At 58.8% G+C, this 14,919-nt stretch carries 16 protein-coding genes and 1 tRNA gene; 13 read left to right on the top strand and 4 right to left on the bottom strand.

All coding sequences use genetic code 11. From position 1 onward, the window contains the following. Window positions 1–306: 306 nt before the first annotated feature. Together FOT55_RS23130 and FOT55_RS23125 are read right to left on the bottom strand one after the other, a co-directional pair. The gene (locus FOT55_RS23130; protein ID WP_025303738.1) at window positions 307–558 is read right to left on the bottom strand and encodes a CsbD family protein; all 252 of its coding nucleotides are present in this window, start codon (window positions 556–558) and stop codon (window positions 307–309) included. A 134-nt stretch (window positions 559–692) separates the two neighbouring features. Further along, window positions 693–2,189 carry a helix-turn-helix transcriptional regulator gene (locus tag FOT55_RS23125; RefSeq protein WP_043140220.1) on the bottom strand — a complete coding sequence of 499 codons (1,497 nt, stop codon included), beginning with the start codon at window positions 2,187–2,189 and terminating at the stop codon, window positions 693–695. Between the two features lie 228 nt (window positions 2,190–2,417). Here FOT55_RS23125 and FOT55_RS23120 point away from each other — a divergent pair, with 228 nt between their 5' ends. From FOT55_RS23120 to FOT55_RS23105, 4 genes are all read left to right on the top strand, one after another. Next, window positions 2,418–3,389: a TIGR04086 family membrane protein gene (locus FOT55_RS23120; protein WP_147824079.1), complete on the top strand. Its 972-nt coding sequence runs from the start codon at window positions 2,418–2,420 to the stop codon at window positions 3,387–3,389. A gap of 64 nt (window positions 3,390–3,453) precedes the next feature. Then, the gene (locus tag FOT55_RS23115; protein WP_230201404.1) at window positions 3,454–3,612 is read left to right on the top strand and encodes a hypothetical protein; all 159 of its coding nucleotides are present in this window, start codon (window positions 3,454–3,456) and stop codon (window positions 3,610–3,612) included. Window positions 3,613–4,295: 683 nt separating this feature from the next. Next, window positions 4,296–5,096, top strand: coding sequence for a helix-turn-helix domain-containing protein (locus FOT55_RS23110; RefSeq protein WP_049207364.1), 801 nt, complete (start codon window positions 4,296–4,298; stop codon window positions 5,094–5,096). Window positions 5,097–5,116: 20 nt separating this feature from the next. Next, entirely contained in the window at window positions 5,117–6,391 is a 1,275-nt protein-coding gene (locus FOT55_RS23105) for a lactonase family protein (RefSeq protein ID WP_238476128.1), read from the top strand. Window positions 6,392–6,484: 93 nt separating this feature from the next. Here FOT55_RS23105 and FOT55_RS23100 read toward each other — a convergent pair. Together FOT55_RS23100 and FOT55_RS23095 are read right to left on the bottom strand one after the other, a co-directional pair. Beyond that, window positions 6,485–6,559, bottom strand: a tRNA-Arg gene (locus FOT55_RS23100). 129 nt (window positions 6,560–6,688) lie between these two features. After that, the gene (locus FOT55_RS23095) at window positions 6,689–7,615 is read right to left on the bottom strand and encodes a formate/nitrite transporter family protein (protein WP_049207362.1); all 927 of its coding nucleotides are present in this window, start codon (window positions 7,613–7,615) and stop codon (window positions 6,689–6,691) included. Between the two features lie 229 nt (window positions 7,616–7,844). Between FOT55_RS23095 and ccmA the strand changes: the two genes are divergently transcribed. The 9 genes from ccmA (at window position 7,845) to ccmI (ending at window position 14,911) form a co-directional block, all read left to right on the top strand. Next, window positions 7,845–8,477 carry a cytochrome c biogenesis heme-transporting ATPase CcmA gene (ccmA, locus tag FOT55_RS23090; RefSeq protein WP_015378626.1) on the top strand — a complete coding sequence of 211 codons (633 nt, stop codon included), beginning with the start codon at window positions 7,845–7,847 and terminating at the stop codon, window positions 8,475–8,477. Further along, a complete protein-coding gene (ccmB, locus tag FOT55_RS23085; protein WP_025303731.1) occupies window positions 8,477–9,136 on the top strand; it encodes a heme exporter protein CcmB in 660 nt (219 codons plus the stop codon). Before ccmA ends, ccmB begins: the two co-directional genes overlap by 1 nt. A 120-nt stretch (window positions 9,137–9,256) precedes the next feature. Then, a complete protein-coding gene (locus FOT55_RS23080) occupies window positions 9,257–9,994 on the top strand; it encodes a heme ABC transporter permease (protein ID WP_004936270.1) in 738 nt (245 codons plus the stop codon). Next, window positions 9,991–10,227 (top strand): heme exporter protein CcmD, encoded by a 237-nt coding sequence (gene ccmD / locus FOT55_RS23075; RefSeq protein WP_025303729.1) that lies wholly within the window; start codon window positions 9,991–9,993, stop codon window positions 10,225–10,227. Before FOT55_RS23080 ends, ccmD begins: the two co-directional genes overlap by 4 nt. Next, the gene (gene ccmE, locus FOT55_RS23070) at window positions 10,224–10,718 is read left to right on the top strand and encodes a cytochrome c maturation protein CcmE (protein ID WP_004936264.1); all 495 of its coding nucleotides are present in this window, start codon (window positions 10,224–10,226) and stop codon (window positions 10,716–10,718) included. Before ccmD ends, ccmE begins: the two co-directional genes overlap by 4 nt. Further along, window positions 10,715–12,685 carry a heme lyase CcmF/NrfE family subunit gene (locus FOT55_RS23065; RefSeq protein WP_147824078.1) on the top strand — a complete coding sequence of 657 codons (1,971 nt, stop codon included), beginning with the start codon at window positions 10,715–10,717 and terminating at the stop codon, window positions 12,683–12,685. Before ccmE ends, FOT55_RS23065 begins: the two co-directional genes overlap by 4 nt. After that, window positions 12,682–13,233 carry a DsbE family thiol:disulfide interchange protein gene (locus FOT55_RS23060; RefSeq protein WP_147824077.1) on the top strand — a complete coding sequence of 184 codons (552 nt, stop codon included), beginning with the start codon at window positions 12,682–12,684 and terminating at the stop codon, window positions 13,231–13,233. The genes FOT55_RS23065 and FOT55_RS23060 overlap by 4 nt, the downstream gene beginning before the upstream one ends. Next, window positions 13,230–13,697, top strand: coding sequence for a cytochrome c-type biogenesis protein (locus FOT55_RS23055; RefSeq protein WP_099816978.1), 468 nt, complete (start codon window positions 13,230–13,232; stop codon window positions 13,695–13,697). The genes FOT55_RS23060 and FOT55_RS23055 overlap by 4 nt, the downstream gene beginning before the upstream one ends. After that, window positions 13,697–14,911, top strand: a complete 1,215-nt coding sequence (gene ccmI, locus FOT55_RS23050) for a c-type cytochrome biogenesis protein CcmI (protein ID WP_060433754.1) — start codon at window positions 13,697–13,699, stop codon at window positions 14,909–14,911. Before FOT55_RS23055 ends, ccmI begins: the two co-directional genes overlap by 1 nt. Window positions 14,912–14,919 lie beyond the last annotated feature (8 nt).

The following is a 14,919-nucleotide window of genomic DNA, read 5'->3' as shown; positions in this document are numbered from 1 at the left end:
TAACAGACGGTGGGGGCGATGATAATCAGCAATAGGACGAATATAATAAAAAGAGGTGCCGTTAAGCAGCGAGTAAAGGCGGTGTACCGCAGCCTGAACGATAAAAGCTCATATTCCCTGCGGGATATAACGGTTTCGCCATAATCATCCGTCGCATGGCGACGTTGAGTACGCGTTAAGCCCGGATGCCAACGAGATGGAGGTAGCAATCGATAACGCTGAGCCCCGCCTGGCCAGAGAACCGTGCCCAGTGGTTACCCACCGGGCACAACATTCAGGGAAAAGCAGGTTGATCGTCGGCGCTAATCAACGGCGACGCAGCAGCAGGCCGGCCAACAAACCTGCGCCGGCAACGAGTGCCAACGCGGCGAGGGGGTTTTTCTTCATCATACTGCCGGCGCAGCTCAGGGCGTCGCCGTATTTTTCTTGCAGCGCGCCCACTGCCTGGCGCGTGACGCCTTCGGCCTGCCAACGTTCGTTACCGCTGACGTCGCCTGCGATTTCCTGCGCTTTGCCCGCCACTTTGTCCATCATGCCATTGGCTTTTTCGCTGTTCATTATGATGTGCTCCTAAGGTTCGATCCGTTTGGCGTTCGCACAGAGCGAAAGCCTGCATTTGCACCGCCATGTTATGCACTTCACTCTGCGCTCATAAGGGGCGTTTGCATCGGTGCGGGTAGTGCATTTGCAGGCTACTTGCCGTTCCTGGAGGCCGCTCCGCCGGTAAACAGCCCGCGCTCTCTGGCCCAGACGATGGCTTCGCTGCGGCTGTGCACGCCGAGTTTGGAATAGACCGTCGCGACATGATTGCGGATGGTGTTGAGCGCCAGATTGAGACGCGCCGCAATTTTCTTGTCCGGCAGCCCCTCGCAAATCAATTCCAGCACATCGCGCTCGCGCGGCGTGAGGTCGCTGGCGGTGAATCCAGCCTGGTCGGGCCGGTTGATGCTTTTTACGTTGGCCAGTTTTTCGATCAAAGTTTGGCTGAACCACGAGGCATCCTGCATCACTTCTTCGATGGCATTCACCAGCTCCAGCTCCGATCGTTTACGCTCAGTAATGTCCATGAGCACCAACAGGTAGCAGGGCGCATTATGGATACTGACGGCATCCGCCGAGGCCACGCAGTCGATTAGCTCGCTCCCTTTCTTTCGCACCTGGATATCCAACCCTTCGACGTTGCCGCTTTTTTCCAGTGCGGCAAACAAACGGCGGTTCGCCTCGGGATCGTCAATAAACTGGATCTCATCGACCGTTTTGCCGATCAACGCTTCGGCGTCGTACTCGGTGGTGCGGGTGAACGCTTCGTTGACGTCCAGCACGCGCCGCTCGTCTGCGGTACACACCAACGTCGGCACCGGGCTCAGGCGAAATGCCTTGGCGAACCGCTCTTCACTTTCTCGCAGCGCCGATTCCGCCAGGCGCCGGGGTTCGAGATCGGTAAACGTGAACAGCATGCAGTCGTCTTCATTGATATCCAGCGGTTGACCGGCAACCACCACCAGCTTGCTTCCTCCGCCGGGCAGTTTCAGCTCGGCCTCCATCTGCGGAATGGTGGCGCCTTCCCCCAGGCGCTGAACCGCCAGCTCTTTGTGCTCTGCCTGTTCCAAGACGTCGAGTTCATAAACCGAACGCCCCATGACCTGTTCACGCTGGTAACCGGTCATATCGAGGAACCCCTGGTTGACCTTGACGTAACGCAGGTCGCTTAGCCGACAAATGACCGCCGGCGCCGGATTGGCGTTGAAGGTTTTTTCAAAGCGCTGTTCGGCGCTGGCCCACTCCGTTGCGTCGCTCAGGATCAGCGCCAGCAGCTCCGGCTGCCCCTGCGCATCGGTGATGATCAGGCTCCGCAGGCGGTGCACCCAGAAGCTCTCCGGATCGTCGACCTGCCGAACCTCCACCACCACATCGGTGAAGGTTTCGCCATCGGCAACCCGGCTCAGCGGGTACTGTTCCAGCGCCAGCGGGTGGTTGTTGCGATAACGCAGTGCAAAACGCGCCGCGTACTCGCCGGCATCAGCCCCCAGGGCTTTCTGGTGGCTCACGCCGTGCATGGCCAACGCGGCTTCGTTAGCCCAGAGAAGCGTTTGATCGGTATCCGTCAGGATCACGCCGTCGGACAAGCCGGAGATGATTTGCTGCAGGTGGCCGCGGTGGGTTTCGCTGGCCAGGACGGATGGGTTCATGTGCTCTCCGCTAGACAGAAGGGGAGCGGCCTCTGATCGGGGCCGCGGGTTACGCTACTCGCTGAGCAGCTTAGTGCATAACGTGCGTATTCGCAGGGTGTGAATGCACTAGGCATTATGGCGCAAATGAACTGGGACGGCCGACGCCGCCGCGCGGCAGACTGAATTTGTCTGCGCGGTTATCCACCGTGCGTGCAATCACTTGTCCAGAAAATATAAGGAACAACGATGACCACTGTCTATGAATCAAATCGCTTTGCGTTTCAGGTGTCATGGGGCTCGATATTGGCCGGGAGTGCCGTGGCGCTGGTGACTTATCTTATCTTCAGCGTGCTGGGTACGGCTATCGGTGCCCAGGCCGTGGATATGATGCAAAAGGGCAATCCGCTGAGCGGTTTTGGCACCGGCACCGGGATCTGGCTGCTGGTTTCCACGCTGGCATCGCTGGCCGCCGGTGCGTTCGTCGCCGGACGCACTGCGCCGAACCGCGGCGGTTTGCATGGCCTGTTGAGCTGGGCGATCACCACCTTGCTGACCACCTGGCTGATGGTTTCATTAGCAAGCGGCGTGGTGGGGCTGGCGGGCAGCGCGGTGGGCAAAGGGCTTTCGCTGGCGGGCAGCGGCCTGGCGGCGGCAGCGCCAAACGTGGGTGAAGGCCTCAAGCAACAGCTGGATAAAAAGGGCATTAGCCTTGACTGGGGAAGCCTGGAAAATCAGTTGAACGCCACGCTCAAGCAGACCGGTAAGCCGGAACTGGATCCGGCTCGGTTAGAACAGAAGGCCGATAGAGCGACCGCCGACGGCAAACAATCAGCCATGGACGCGGCTGCCGATCCGGCGCAGGCCGCCTCCGAGCTTAAGCAGTGGTTCGACCGCGTCAAGCAGTCCGGTGAGCCGACGCTGAGCGCGGCCGACAAGGATGCGTTGGTGAATATCGTTGCGGCGCGTACCGGCAAGAGCCGCGATGAAGCGAGCCAAATCGTCGATAACTACGCCCAGGCTTATCAGCAGGCGGTGCAGAAGGTGGAAAAACTCAAGGCCGAGGCCGAGCAGAAAGCGCGCGAAGCGGCTGATGAAGCGGCCAAACAACTGTCTCGCGCCGCATGGGGCTCACTGCTGATACTGCTGTTGGGTGCTGCGCTGAGCGCCGGCGTGGGGCGGATTGCCGAATCAACCCGCCGTACCGTCGCGGTAAGTTGAGATGAGAAAAAACCTGTCTTGCATCTCGCTGAACTATCGAAAAGTGGCGGGAGCGTCTGCTCCCGTGCTCGTCATCGATTTTTGCAACGAGAACAACGAGCGCTACACCTTGCGCTACAACCTGCCGCCGGATACCCCGGAACGCACCGAGCGGCGGGTATCTTTGCTGCTGTATCTGTTGCGCAAGCACCGATCGGCAGAGATCGACAACCTGGCTGATTAATCAGTCCGTTAATGAAAAGCCCGGCCTGGCGAGCCGGGCTTTTTGCCGTGCTGTGGCAACAAAGCACGGGTATGCAGACACGGCACTGTTACGAGGGAAGAGCGAGGCATAAATGGTGCCCCAATTGGCGTGGAGGGTAACGTAGGGCATCGAACAAGGTTTGTTGAAACATCGATTCTGCTTTGTATGGGAAAAGATAAAAAAGAAACGCGCTATGAAGCTCTGCGATTATCTGGCCCGAGGTTAAGGCCTTGCGTTTATCCACCGCATCCTCCCTCGACATTGTTCCTACTTCTTCGCATTAGGTTCAATAATTTTATCAGCCGACCAAACAATAAATTCACGATTTAATTTGTGATGATGAAATTCCTATTCGGCCATGCCAGTGGAGTATAAAAAAACACGTTAAGATAAAACAATTGGCAAAAAGTGTGATTCTCCCTAGAGATGTAAATGCATCTTTGACGGGAGCATTTTATGTGGGTTGTTTTTGTTTTGCCGTTTTTTTGCGGGTGGATTTATATAACATGATCATTTTCAGTTATTTAAGTAATGGCTTTTCCTATGCCGCAAAAATGGCGCTGCCAAGGTGATTTTTTTTAGGACTAATCTTAATGACTTGGTTTGGTTGGTTAACGATTTTAATGAAAAGGACACAATTTTTATAAAGACAGGGAGCGCACATGGACTATCGGAAAGATATTCTTTTACAGGTATTAGAGTATATGGAGAAGAATATTATAGAGGGCCTTTCCGTTGAGAAAGTGTCTATTATCTCAGGGTACTCTAAATGGCATTTGCAACGGCTGTTTAAACATTATTTTGGTATGACGCTCGGAACTTATATCAGGCACAGAAAGCTGAGCCGATCCGCAATTTTGCTTAAACAACATCAAGGGAACATACTGGATGTCGCCTTGGCATCGGGCTTTGCCTCTCAGCAATGTTACACGCGGGCATTCAAACGTTTCTTTGGCGAAACGCCCAACAGCTTTAGAAACAGCCGGGGATGGGATTTCTCCATCCAGATCCCACCGTATGGCAATGACAATAAGCCCTATTTTTATCACACGGTCATGCCGGATGATATTGAGTTGTTAAAGCAGTACAAAGCATTGATTTTCCATTCCATAAGGAAATACAGAGATGCCAGTGACATTACGCAGACTAATGAAAAATGGTTAAGCAAGAATGGAAAAGCTTATGGTGTGGAAAAAACCAGAGCGGGTAAATGGCATTCAAATGGTAAGGAACAAGAGGTTTTCCACTCTATTTTTAACTTCTACATACCCAGAGGGAAATATATTGTTATTCCCTTTATGGGAGCGTTGCCTGAGTACATTGATTTTTTTGAAAGCATCTATGACGCTTACCTGCCGGCCATTAATGTCAAGATGAGGGAAAGCTTTTTTATTGAGCTATATAGAAACGAGCATTTAAACAGCGAAGTTGTTAATGTCGATATACTGATTCCTGTGGTGTAGCGTTGAGAAAAGTAGACATCATGAGTGTAGAGAAATCCCCCGGTTCAATGAATAAACACCATTACGCTTTCGGTATGCTACCTTTAACGTTGTCTGTGTCTGGCAGGGTGAACGTTGCCGGTTTAGGCTGGCAGGTCATTCAATTAATGTTGGCATTAACTCTCTTCATGTTTTCAGGAAATGCGATGGCCAATAATCGGGAGCATCAACAAATAGCGTTAGTCGGTACCTGGACCCATATTCCGGATGCGCCCGCGGTGCAGAAACCGGCGTTCCCCAGTGAAGGGCTCTATCGTCTGAGGGTAAATGTCGACGGCACGTTAACGCTGCTCAATGTCATCAAGATGAAAAGCCCGTCATGGATCGCAAAATCTCGCGATGGTCGTTTCGCCTATGTCACCAATGAAGAGGATGCGGGAACGGTGACCGCCTTGGCAATAGACGACGCAGGCAGCGTGCGGGTGCTGAATACGGTGAGCAGTGCGGGCCAGCAGCCGACGCATGCCACACTCAGCCCGGACGGTAAGTTTCTGTTTGTCGCCAACTACTCCGTCGCCAAAGGAGGCGCGGGGGTGACGGTATTGCCGATTCGCAGCGACGGCACACTGGGTGAACGCGTGCAGCATTACCCGTTTATACCCGGCTCCGGCATCGTGCAGGGGCGCCAGGAAGGCGGGCATGCGCACTCCACCACCTTCAGCCGCGATGGCCAATACCTGTACGCGGCGGATCTCGGCGGCGATAAGTTGCACGCCTACCGCTATCGCCCGGATAACGCGCAGCCGCTGCAGGCGGATGCTTCGCGCGATGTCGGCTTTGCGCCCGGCGCCGGTCCACGGCACATGGTGTTCTCGCCAGAAGGCGAATATGCGTATGTCATCACTGAAATGGCGGGCGAGATCGAGGCGTTTGCCGTTAACGACAATCGATTGACTCTGAGAGGGAAAGTGAAACTGAACGGCGGCCTCGATTCGGCGGAGGCGAAAAGCGGCGGGGCTATTATCCTGAGCCCGGGCGGCAGATATCTTATTGCCACCCATCGCGGTACCGATAACCACCTGCTGGTATTTAAAATAGGCAGGGACGGTCTGCCAGGCGTGCCGACGCGCTATGAGGCCGGCGGCATTGAACCGCGGGCGCTCGCTTTTGATGCCGACGGCAACCGCCTCTATGTCACGAATGTGTTCACCAATAGCGTTACGCTGTTCGATTTCGATGATGAGAAGGGTGAGTTGCAGGCCAGAGGTGAAGCGGCGGCGATTTCAACGCCGACGGATATCAAGTTTTTCAACTAATGCCCATCATAACGCTTGGAGGAATCCGGGACTGAACAAGGGAAAAGGGGGATTGCGGGTGCAGATGATGGGGAATGGCTTGATGAGAAAGAATGGTGTCCCCGACTGGAATCGAACCAGTAACTAGCCCTTAGGAGGGGCTTGTTATATCCGTTTAACTACGGGGACGCTGCGGACCGGCAACCGAAGCTGCCGGGGCATTATACCTTTTTTTACCCGCAGAATAAGCGCTTAGCGGCGCGTTTGCTCAATACCTCGCCAGTTCGCGCCGAAATTTCCTCGGCTAACCGACCGCGATCACGGTTTTTCTCCGCCGTGGCGCCGTTTTTCCTCTTGCAGCCGCGCTGCCTTATTTTTGGCGCTCAAATCGTTGCGGATTTGCGCGTGGCTGATCAGCGCAAAGATAAAGGTGCCGCCGATGATGTTACCCGCCAGCGTCGGCAGGGCGAACGGATAAACGAATGCTTGCCAGCCAATCGCGCCGTTGAACACCAGATACAGGATCTCCACCGAGCCGACCACGATATGCGTCAAATCGCAAATCGCCACCAGGTAGGTCATCAACACGATCACCCAAATTTTCGCCGCGCCGGCGGCCGGGAACATCCATACCATGGTGGCGATGATCCAGCCGGCCAGGATGCCGTTGGCGAACATTTCTCCCGGCGTATGGCGCATCACCTCTTCGCCCAGGCTGATGAAGGCGCGGCGCGTTTCGGCGTCGAACAGCGGCATATGGGTAAACGCCAGCGCCGCCAGCGCGGTGCCGATCAGATTGCCGAGCAGCACCACGCCCCACAGGCGCAGCAGGATAAGCAGGTTGCGCGGCGTGGGTTTATGCATAATGGGCAGCACCGCCGTGACGGTGTTTTCGGTAAACAGCTGCTGGCGCGCCATGATGACAATGATAAAACCGAAGGTGTAGCCGAGGTTCTCAATGAAAAAGCGGCTGGGATCGTCCGGCAAGCGGGCGTGGAAAATGCCTTTCGCCGCCAGCGAGGCGCCCATCGACAGCCCGGCGGCAATCGCCGACCACAGCAGCGCCAGCCCGTCGCGCTCCAGCTCTTTTTCGCCTTCCATTCGGATCTGTTCATGCACCGCCGCCGCGCGTGACGGCAGATTCTCTTCCCTGACTTCGATTTCGCGTTTGCCCTGTTCCTGCTCTTCGCTCTCTACCTGCATTGTCTCATCCGGCTCGTGCTGCTGGCGTTGCTGGTCGTTCATGCTGTCGCTCCTGCTCAATAAGGGTGAGGTCACGTCATTAAGCGTAGTTGCCCGGCCAAAATGCGGCGAAATACAGAAAAAGGTAACAAGAGTTAAAATCCGCCGATTTTTTCCACGCATTCTTGATCCTGCTCGCCATATTGGCCCCTCGGCGCGCCCGCCGCAGGCTGCGTGTGGGGAAAGGCTTATGCTATGATTCGCTATCCCAAAGAAAAATATGAGTTCCCTGATGCTGGAAGCCAAAAGTCTGAGTTGCGTGCGCGATGAGCGCATCCTGTTTAGCGAGCTAAGCTTTTCAGTTCAGCCGGGCGATATCATTCAGGTAGAAGGGCCGAACGGCGCGGGCAAGACCAGTTTGCTGCGCATCCTCGCCGGTCTGGCGCGGCCGGACGGCGGTGAGGTGTGCTGGCGCGGGCGCAACACGCTGCGCGATCGCGCGGCGTATCAGCAAGATTTGCTGTTTATCGGCCATCAACCGGGCATCAAAGCCGTATTGACACCCTTCGAAAATCTGCAGTTTTATCAGGCGGTGCGCGGCGCGGCCGAGCATCAGGCCATCTGGCGCGCGCTGGAGCAGGTGGGGTTGGTGGGGTACGAAGATCTGCCGGTGGCGCAGCTTTCGGCCGGGCAACAGCGGCGGGTGGCGCTGGCGCGATTGTGGCTCAGCGCGGCGCCGCTGTGGATCCTCGATGAACCGTTGACGGCAATCGATAAACAGGGCGTGGCCGAGTTGATTAGCCTTTTTGAACAACATGCGCAGCGGGGCGGCATGGTATTGTTGACCACGCATCAGGATTTGGCCGGCGTCAGCCAAACGGTGGGCAAAATTCGTTTGGCGGAACACGACGCGGGGAGTTTGTGATGTTTTTGACTCTGGTGCGTCGCGAATTGAAGATCGCCTGCCGTAAAGGGTCGGAGATCGTCAACCCGCTGTGGTTTTTCCTGATTGTGATCACGCTGTTCCCGCTGGGGATTGGCCCTGAACCGCAGCTGCTGGCGCGCATTGCGCCGGGCATCGTGTGGGTGGCGGCGCTGCTGGCCTCGCTGCTGTCGCTGGAGCGGCTGTTTCGCGACGACTTTCTCGACGGATCGCTGGAGCAGCTGTTGCTGCTGCCGACGCCGCTGCCGATGACGGTGCTGGGCAAAGTGTGTGCTCACTGGGTCGTGACGGGATTGCCGCTGCTGATCCTGTCGCCGCTGGTGGCGCTGCTGTTGTCGCTCGATATGCAAACCTGGCTGGCGGTGGCGGGTACGCTGCTGCTCGGCACGCCGACGCTGAGCCTGATCGGCGCTATCGGCGTGGGGTTGACCGTCGGCTTGCGCAAAGGGGGCGTGCTACTCAGCCTGCTGGTGCTGCCGCTGTATATCCCGGTGCTGATCTTCGCCACCGGCGCGATCGACGCCGCCTCGATGGGCATGCCGATCGACGGTTACCTGGCGATACTCGGTGCGATGCTGGCGGGCAGCGTGACATTGGCACCGTTTGCCACCGCAGCGGCGCTGCGAGTGAGCGTGCACTAGCTAACGTATTAAATGAACAGACGGGGCAAGGCCGACAAGAGCGTACCCTGCAGAAGATTTTCGCCGTTTCGATCGCTCGGGGCGGCCGACGCATAAAAATTACCGTGAGCACTGACGACAATGTGGAAATGGTTACATCAACTGGCGCGGCCTGAACGGCTGTATCACGTCTGCGGCCGCTTTATCCCCTGGCTGGGGCTGGCGGCGGCGGCCTGCCTGCTGCTTGGCTGGGCATGGGGCTTTGGTTTCGCGCCGAAGGATTATCAGCAGGGCGACAGCTTCCGCATCATTTATATTCACGTGCCGGCGGCCATGTGGTCGATGGGCATCTATGCCTCGATGGCGGTGGCGGCGTTTATCGGCCTGGTGTGGCAGATGAAAATGTCCGATACCGTGGTGGCGGCGATGGCGCCGATCGGCGCGGTGTTCACCTTTATCGCGCTGGTGACCGGCTCCGCCTGGGGCAAGCCGATGTGGGGCACCTGGTGGGTGTGGGACGCGCGGCTGACCTCCGAGCTGGTGCTGCTGTTCCTTTATATGGGCGTCATCGCGCTGTATAACGCTTTCGAAGACCGCCGCCTGGCGGGCCGGGCCGCCGGCATTCTGGTGCTGGTGGGCGTGGTGAACATTCCGATCATCCATTTCTCCGTCGAATGGTGGAATACGCTGCATCAGGGCTCGACCAACATGCAGCAATCCATCGCGCCAAGTATGCGCACCCCGCTGCGCTGGGCGATCCTCGGCTACCTGCTGTTGTTCGTTACGTTGACGCTGATGCGTCTGCGCAATTTGATTCTGTTCCAGGAGCGCCAGCGCCCGTGGGTTGCCGGGCTGGTGAATAAGGAGCGTCAGTCATGAATGCCGCATTCGATTCCTGGCCGGCGTTTTTCGCCATGGGCGGTTATGCCTTCTATGTCTGGCTGGCGGTCGCCGTCACGCTGATTTCGCTGTTGGGGCTGGTGGCACACACCGTCTGGCAGCGGCGGCAGTTGCTCGCCGAGATCGGCCGCCGTCAGGCGCGCGAGCGGCGCATTCGCCATGCGCAACAATCAAAACAAAAATCCGCCGCACCGCGGGAGAAATCATTGTGAATCCACGTCGTAAAAGCCGCCTTTATCTGGCGATCGTTGTGCTGATCGGCATTGCGCTGACCGCAACCCTGATGCTGTACGCGCTGCGCTCCAACATCGATCTGTTCTATACCCCGGGTGAAATCCTGCAGGGCAAGGGCGAAAATCATGAGAAGCCCGAGGTCGGCCAGCGGCTGCGTATCGGCGGCATGGTGATGCCCGGCTCGGTGAAACGCGATCCCAATACGCTGCAGGTCAGCTTCAAGATTTACGACGCGCGCGGCGCGATCGGCGTGACCTACACTGGCATTCTGCCGGACCTGTTCCGCGAAGGACAGGGCGTGGTGGCGCAGGGCGTGCTGGGCGAGGGCAACGTGGTCAATGCGCGCGAAGTGCTGGCCAAGCACGACGAGAAATACACGCCGCCAGAAGTGGCCGACGCGATGAAAGAGAATCACAAAGGGCCGGCGGAAGCGTATAACGCGCCGCAGGCGGAGGGTGCCAAGTCATGATGCCGGAACTGGGCAGTTTTCTGCTGTGCCTGGCGCTGGCGATCGCGCTGTTGCTGAGCATCTACCCGCAGTGGGGCGCGGCGCGGCAGGACAGCCGCATGATGGCGGTGGCCCGGCCGCTGACCTATGGCATATTCGCGGCGATTGCGCTGGCGTTCCTGTGCCTGGTGCATGCCTTCGTGGTCAACGACTTTACCGTCGCCTACGTGGCCACCAACTCCAATACCCAACTGCCGGTGTATTACCGCATCGCCGCCACCTGGGGGGCGCACGAAGGTTCGCTGCTGCTGTGGGTGCTGCTGCTGAGTTGCTGGTCGCTGGCGGTGGCGTTGTGCAGCCGGGCGATGCCGCAGGACGCGGTGGCGCGGGTGCTGTCGGTGATGGGCATGATCACCGCCGGTTTCCTGCTGTTCATCATCATGACCTCCAACCCGTTCACCCGCACGCTGCCGAACTTCCCGATCGACGGCAGCGATCTCAACCCGCTGCTGCAGGATATCGGCCTGATTTTCCACCCGCCGCTGCTGTACATGGGCTATGTCGGCTTCTCGGTCGCCTTCGCGTTCGCCATCGCCTCGTTGATGGCCGGCCGGCTCGACACCGCCTGGGCGCGCTGGTCACGCCCGTGGACTACCGCCGCCTGGGTGTTCCTCACGCTGGGCATCGTGCTCGGATCGGCCTGGGCCTACTATGAGTTGGGCTGGGGCGGTTGGTGGTTCTGGGATCCGGTGGAGAACGCCTCCTTTATGCCGTGGCTGGCCGGCACCGCGCTGATGCATTCGCTGGCGGTGACCGAGAAACGCGGCACGTTCAAAGCCTGGACGGTGCTGCTGGCGATCACCGCCTTCTCGCTGTGCCTGCTGGGCACCTTCCTGGTGCGCTCCGGCGTGCTGGTCTCGGTGCACTCCTTCGCCTCCGACCCGGCGCGCGGCATGTTTATTCTCGCCTATCTGGTGATCGTCATCGGCGGTTCGCTGCTGCTGTACGCGGTCAAGGGCGGCCAGGTGCGTAGCCGGGTACAGCACGAGACTTTCTCGCGTGAGACCTTCCTGCTGGGCAATAACGTGCTGCTGATCGCCGCCATGCTGGTGGTGCTGTTGGGCACGCTGCTGCCGCTGGTGCACAAACAGTTGGGGCTGGGCAGCATTTCGATCGGCGAGCCGTTCTTCAATACCATGTTCACCTGGCTGATGGCGCCGCTGGCGCTGCTGTTGGGCATTGGGCCGCTGGTGCGCTGGCGCCGCGATGAGCCGCGCAAGCTGTGGCGGCGCCTCGGCGTAGCGCTGCTGGCGACGCTGGTGCTGTCGATTCTGCTGCCGTGGCTGCTGCAGGACAGCATCGCCGGCATGACGGTGGTGGGCCTGATCATGGCGCTGTGGGTGATCATCCTGACGCTGATGGAGCTGCATGAGCGCGCCACCCATCGTCACGGTTTCTGGCGCGGCCTGCGGCAGCTGTCCCGCAGCCACTGGGGCATGGTGCTCGGCCACCTCGGCGTGGCGGTGACGGTGATCGGCATCGCCTTCAGCCAGAACTACAGCGTGGAGCGCGACGTGCGGATGAAGGCCGGCGACAGCGTGGATATCCACAACTATCATTTCGTGTTCCGCGACGTGCACGACATTCGCGGCCCGAACTACAGCGGCGGCGTCGGCATCATCGACGTGACGCGCAACGGCAAGCCGGAGGCGACGCTGCATGCGGAGAAACGCTACTACAGCGTGGCGCGCAGCATGATGACCGAGGCGGCGATCGACGGCGGGTTCAGCCGCGATCTGTACGCGGCGCTGGGCGAGGAGCTGGAAGACGGCTCCTGGGCGGTGCGCCTGTATTACAAACCCTTCGTGCGCTGGATCTGGTTCGGCGGCGTCTTTATGGCGATCGGCGGCCTGCTGTGCATTCTCGACCCGCGTTATCGCATGAGCAAAAAGCTCAAGCGCGAAGGCAAGCTGGAGGCGCAATCATGAAGCGTAAGCTGCTGTTTATCCCATTGATACTCTTCCTGCTGTTGGTGGCGGCGCTGATGGTGCAGCTGACGCGCAACGCGGGCGGCGAAGATCCGACCATGCTGGAGTCGGCGCTGATCGGCAAACCGGTGCCGACCTTCAGGCTGGAATCGCTGGATCAGCCCGGCAAAACCTACGATCAGGCGGTGCTGCGCGACGGCAAGCCGATCTTGCTCAACGTCTGGGCGACCTGGTGCCCGACCTGCCGTGCGGAGCACCAGTATCTCAATACGCTGGCGGCGCGCGGCGTGCGGGTGGTCGGCTTGAACTATAAAGACGATCGCGCCAAGGCGGTGACCTGGCTGAATTCCCTCGGCAATCCCTATGCACTCAGCCTGTACGACGGCGACGGCATGCTGGGGTTGGATCTCGGGGTGTACGGCGCGCCTGAGACCTTCCTTATCGACGGCCAGGGGATCATTCGCTATCGCCACGCCGGCGACATGAACGAGCGCGTCTGGCAGCAGGAAGTGCTGCCGCTGTATAAAAAGTACGGGGGCGAGGCATGAGGTTGATTGTTCTGCTGTGCGCCGCGCTGCTGAGCTGGAGCACCGCCGCGGCGATCGATACCTATCGCTTCAACTCCGTCGAGCAGGAGCAGCAGTATCGCGAGTTGACCGAACAGCTGCGCTGCCCGAAATGCCAAAACAACAGCATTGCCGATTCCAACGCTATCATCGCCGCCGACATGCGCACCAAGGTGTACGAGCTGATGATGCAGGGGCAAAACAAGCAGCAGATCATCGACTACATGGTGGCGCGTTATGGCAACTTCGTCACCTACGAACCGCCGGTAACGCCGGCGACGCTGATCTTGTGGATCGGCCCGCTGCTGTTCGTATTGATCGGCGGGGCGGTAGTGATCCTGCGCACCCGTCGCAAGCCCGACGCGGTGGTGGACGATGCATTCTCCGAACGGGAACGGCAGCGCCTGGCGGCGCTGTTGCAAGAGACTGACAGGAAGAAACCCTAATGGCTTTTTGGCTGATTATTTGCGTGTTGTTGGCCGGCGCCGCCGCGTTGCTGGTGGTGCCGGCGATGCGCCACGGCAAGCAGAGCGCCGCCACGCGCGATGCGTTGAACAAAGCGTTTTATCAGGATCGCCTCAGCGAGCTGGAGCAGGATGAGCAGCAGGGCGTGGTGGCCGAGCGTCCGGAACTGGTCAAAGAGCTGCAACAGAACCTGTTGAACGACATCCCGGCCGAGCAGATAGCGCAGGCGAAGCCGATCAACCGCTGGGCGCTGGTGCCGGGCGTGCTGTTATTGCTGGCGGTGACCGTTGGCTTTTATCTGAAAACCGGCGGGTTGGCGCAGGTGCTGGACTGGCGTCTGGTGCAGGCGCAAATGCCGGAATTGCGCGAGCGCGTCGCCAACGAGCGCGCCAAACCGCTGAGCATGGAAGAGATTGCCCGTCTCGGACTGGGGCTGCGCACCGCGCTGCAGCAGGACGATCGCAATATCAACGACTGGATGATGCTGGGGCGCGTCGGCATGGCGTTGAACAATGCCACTACCGCTACGCAGGCCTTTGCTCATGCTTATCAATTGGATCCGAATAGTCTGGAAGTGCGGCTCGGCTATGCCGAGGTCTTGACGCGATCCAACGATCCGGAGGATAACAAGCAGGCGACGCAGCTGTTGCGGCGCATGATCGCGGAAAACCACAGCGATCCGCGGGTGCTCAGCCTGCTGGCGTTCAATGCCTTCGAACAGGGCGATTTCAAGCAGGCGATCGGCGCCTGGCAAGTGATGCTGCAGCTGCTGCCGGCCAACGATCCGCGCGCGGAAGTGATAAAGCGCAGTATTGCACAAGCAAAAGCCCAGGCCGGCGGAGAAACTGTTAAACTGAATGTGACCGTTGCGCTGTCACCGCAGGCGGCGAAAGCCATGCCGCCGCAGGGGACGCTGGTCATTTCGGTCACCGACGGCGTCAGCCCGGTGCCGGTCGCAGTAAAACAATTGCCGTTGAGCCGTTTTCCGCTGTCTTTCTCACTGGATGACAGCAACGCCATGATGCCCGAGCGTCTGCTCTCGGCGCAGCATCAGGTGCAGGTGCGTGTGCGCCTCTCACAGGACGGATTGGCCACGCCGCAACCGGGGGACTGGTTCGGCGAAAGCTCGCTGCAGACATTCAGCGGTAAAGAGCAGGTTAGCGTTCAGATAAACAAGCAGGTCCCTGAAAAATAAGACCGAAC

The sequence above is a fragment of the Serratia bockelmannii genome (assembly GCF_008011855.1).
GTDB lineage: Bacteria > Pseudomonadota > Gammaproteobacteria > Enterobacterales > Enterobacteriaceae > Serratia > Serratia bockelmannii.
This window is presented reverse-complemented; position numbering and strand designations above follow the sequence as displayed.

Bases quoted from the DNA above. Each gene is read 5' to 3' on its own strand.
- FOT55_RS23130 (WP_025303738.1), bottom strand. From the start codon at position 558: ATGAACAGCGAAAAAGCCAATGGCATGATGGACAAAGTGGCGGGCAAA.
- FOT55_RS23125 (WP_043140220.1), bottom strand. From the start codon at position 2,189: ATGAACCCATCCGTCCTGGCCAGCGAAACCCACCGCGGCCACCTGCAG.
- FOT55_RS23120 (WP_147824079.1), top strand. From the start codon at position 2,418: ATGACCACTGTCTATGAATCAAATCGCTTTGCGTTTCAGGTGTCATGG.
- FOT55_RS23110 (WP_049207364.1), top strand. From the start codon at position 4,296: ATGGACTATCGGAAAGATATTCTTTTACAGGTATTAGAGTATATGGAG.
- FOT55_RS23105 (WP_238476128.1), top strand. From the start codon at position 5,117: ATGAGTGTAGAGAAATCCCCCGGTTCAATGAATAAACACCATTACGCT.
- FOT55_RS23095 (WP_049207362.1), bottom strand. From the start codon at position 7,615: ATGAACGACCAGCAACGCCAGCAGCACGAGCCGGATGAGACAATGCAG.
- ccmA (WP_015378626.1), top strand. From the start codon at position 7,845: ATGCTGGAAGCCAAAAGTCTGAGTTGCGTGCGCGATGAGCGCATCCTG.
- ccmB (WP_025303731.1), top strand. From the start codon at position 8,477: ATGTTTTTGACTCTGGTGCGTCGCGAATTGAAGATCGCCTGCCGTAAA.
- FOT55_RS23080 (WP_004936270.1), top strand. From the start codon at position 9,257: ATGTGGAAATGGTTACATCAACTGGCGCGGCCTGAACGGCTGTATCAC.
- ccmD (WP_025303729.1), top strand. From the start codon at position 9,991: ATGAATGCCGCATTCGATTCCTGGCCGGCGTTTTTCGCCATGGGCGGT.
- FOT55_RS23065 (WP_147824078.1), top strand. From the start codon at position 10,715: ATGATGCCGGAACTGGGCAGTTTTCTGCTGTGCCTGGCGCTGGCGATC.
- FOT55_RS23060 (WP_147824077.1), top strand. From the start codon at position 12,682: ATGAAGCGTAAGCTGCTGTTTATCCCATTGATACTCTTCCTGCTGTTG.
- FOT55_RS23055 (WP_099816978.1), top strand. From the start codon at position 13,230: ATGAGGTTGATTGTTCTGCTGTGCGCCGCGCTGCTGAGCTGGAGCACC.
- ccmI (WP_060433754.1), top strand. From the start codon at position 13,697: ATGGCTTTTTGGCTGATTATTTGCGTGTTGTTGGCCGGCGCCGCCGCG.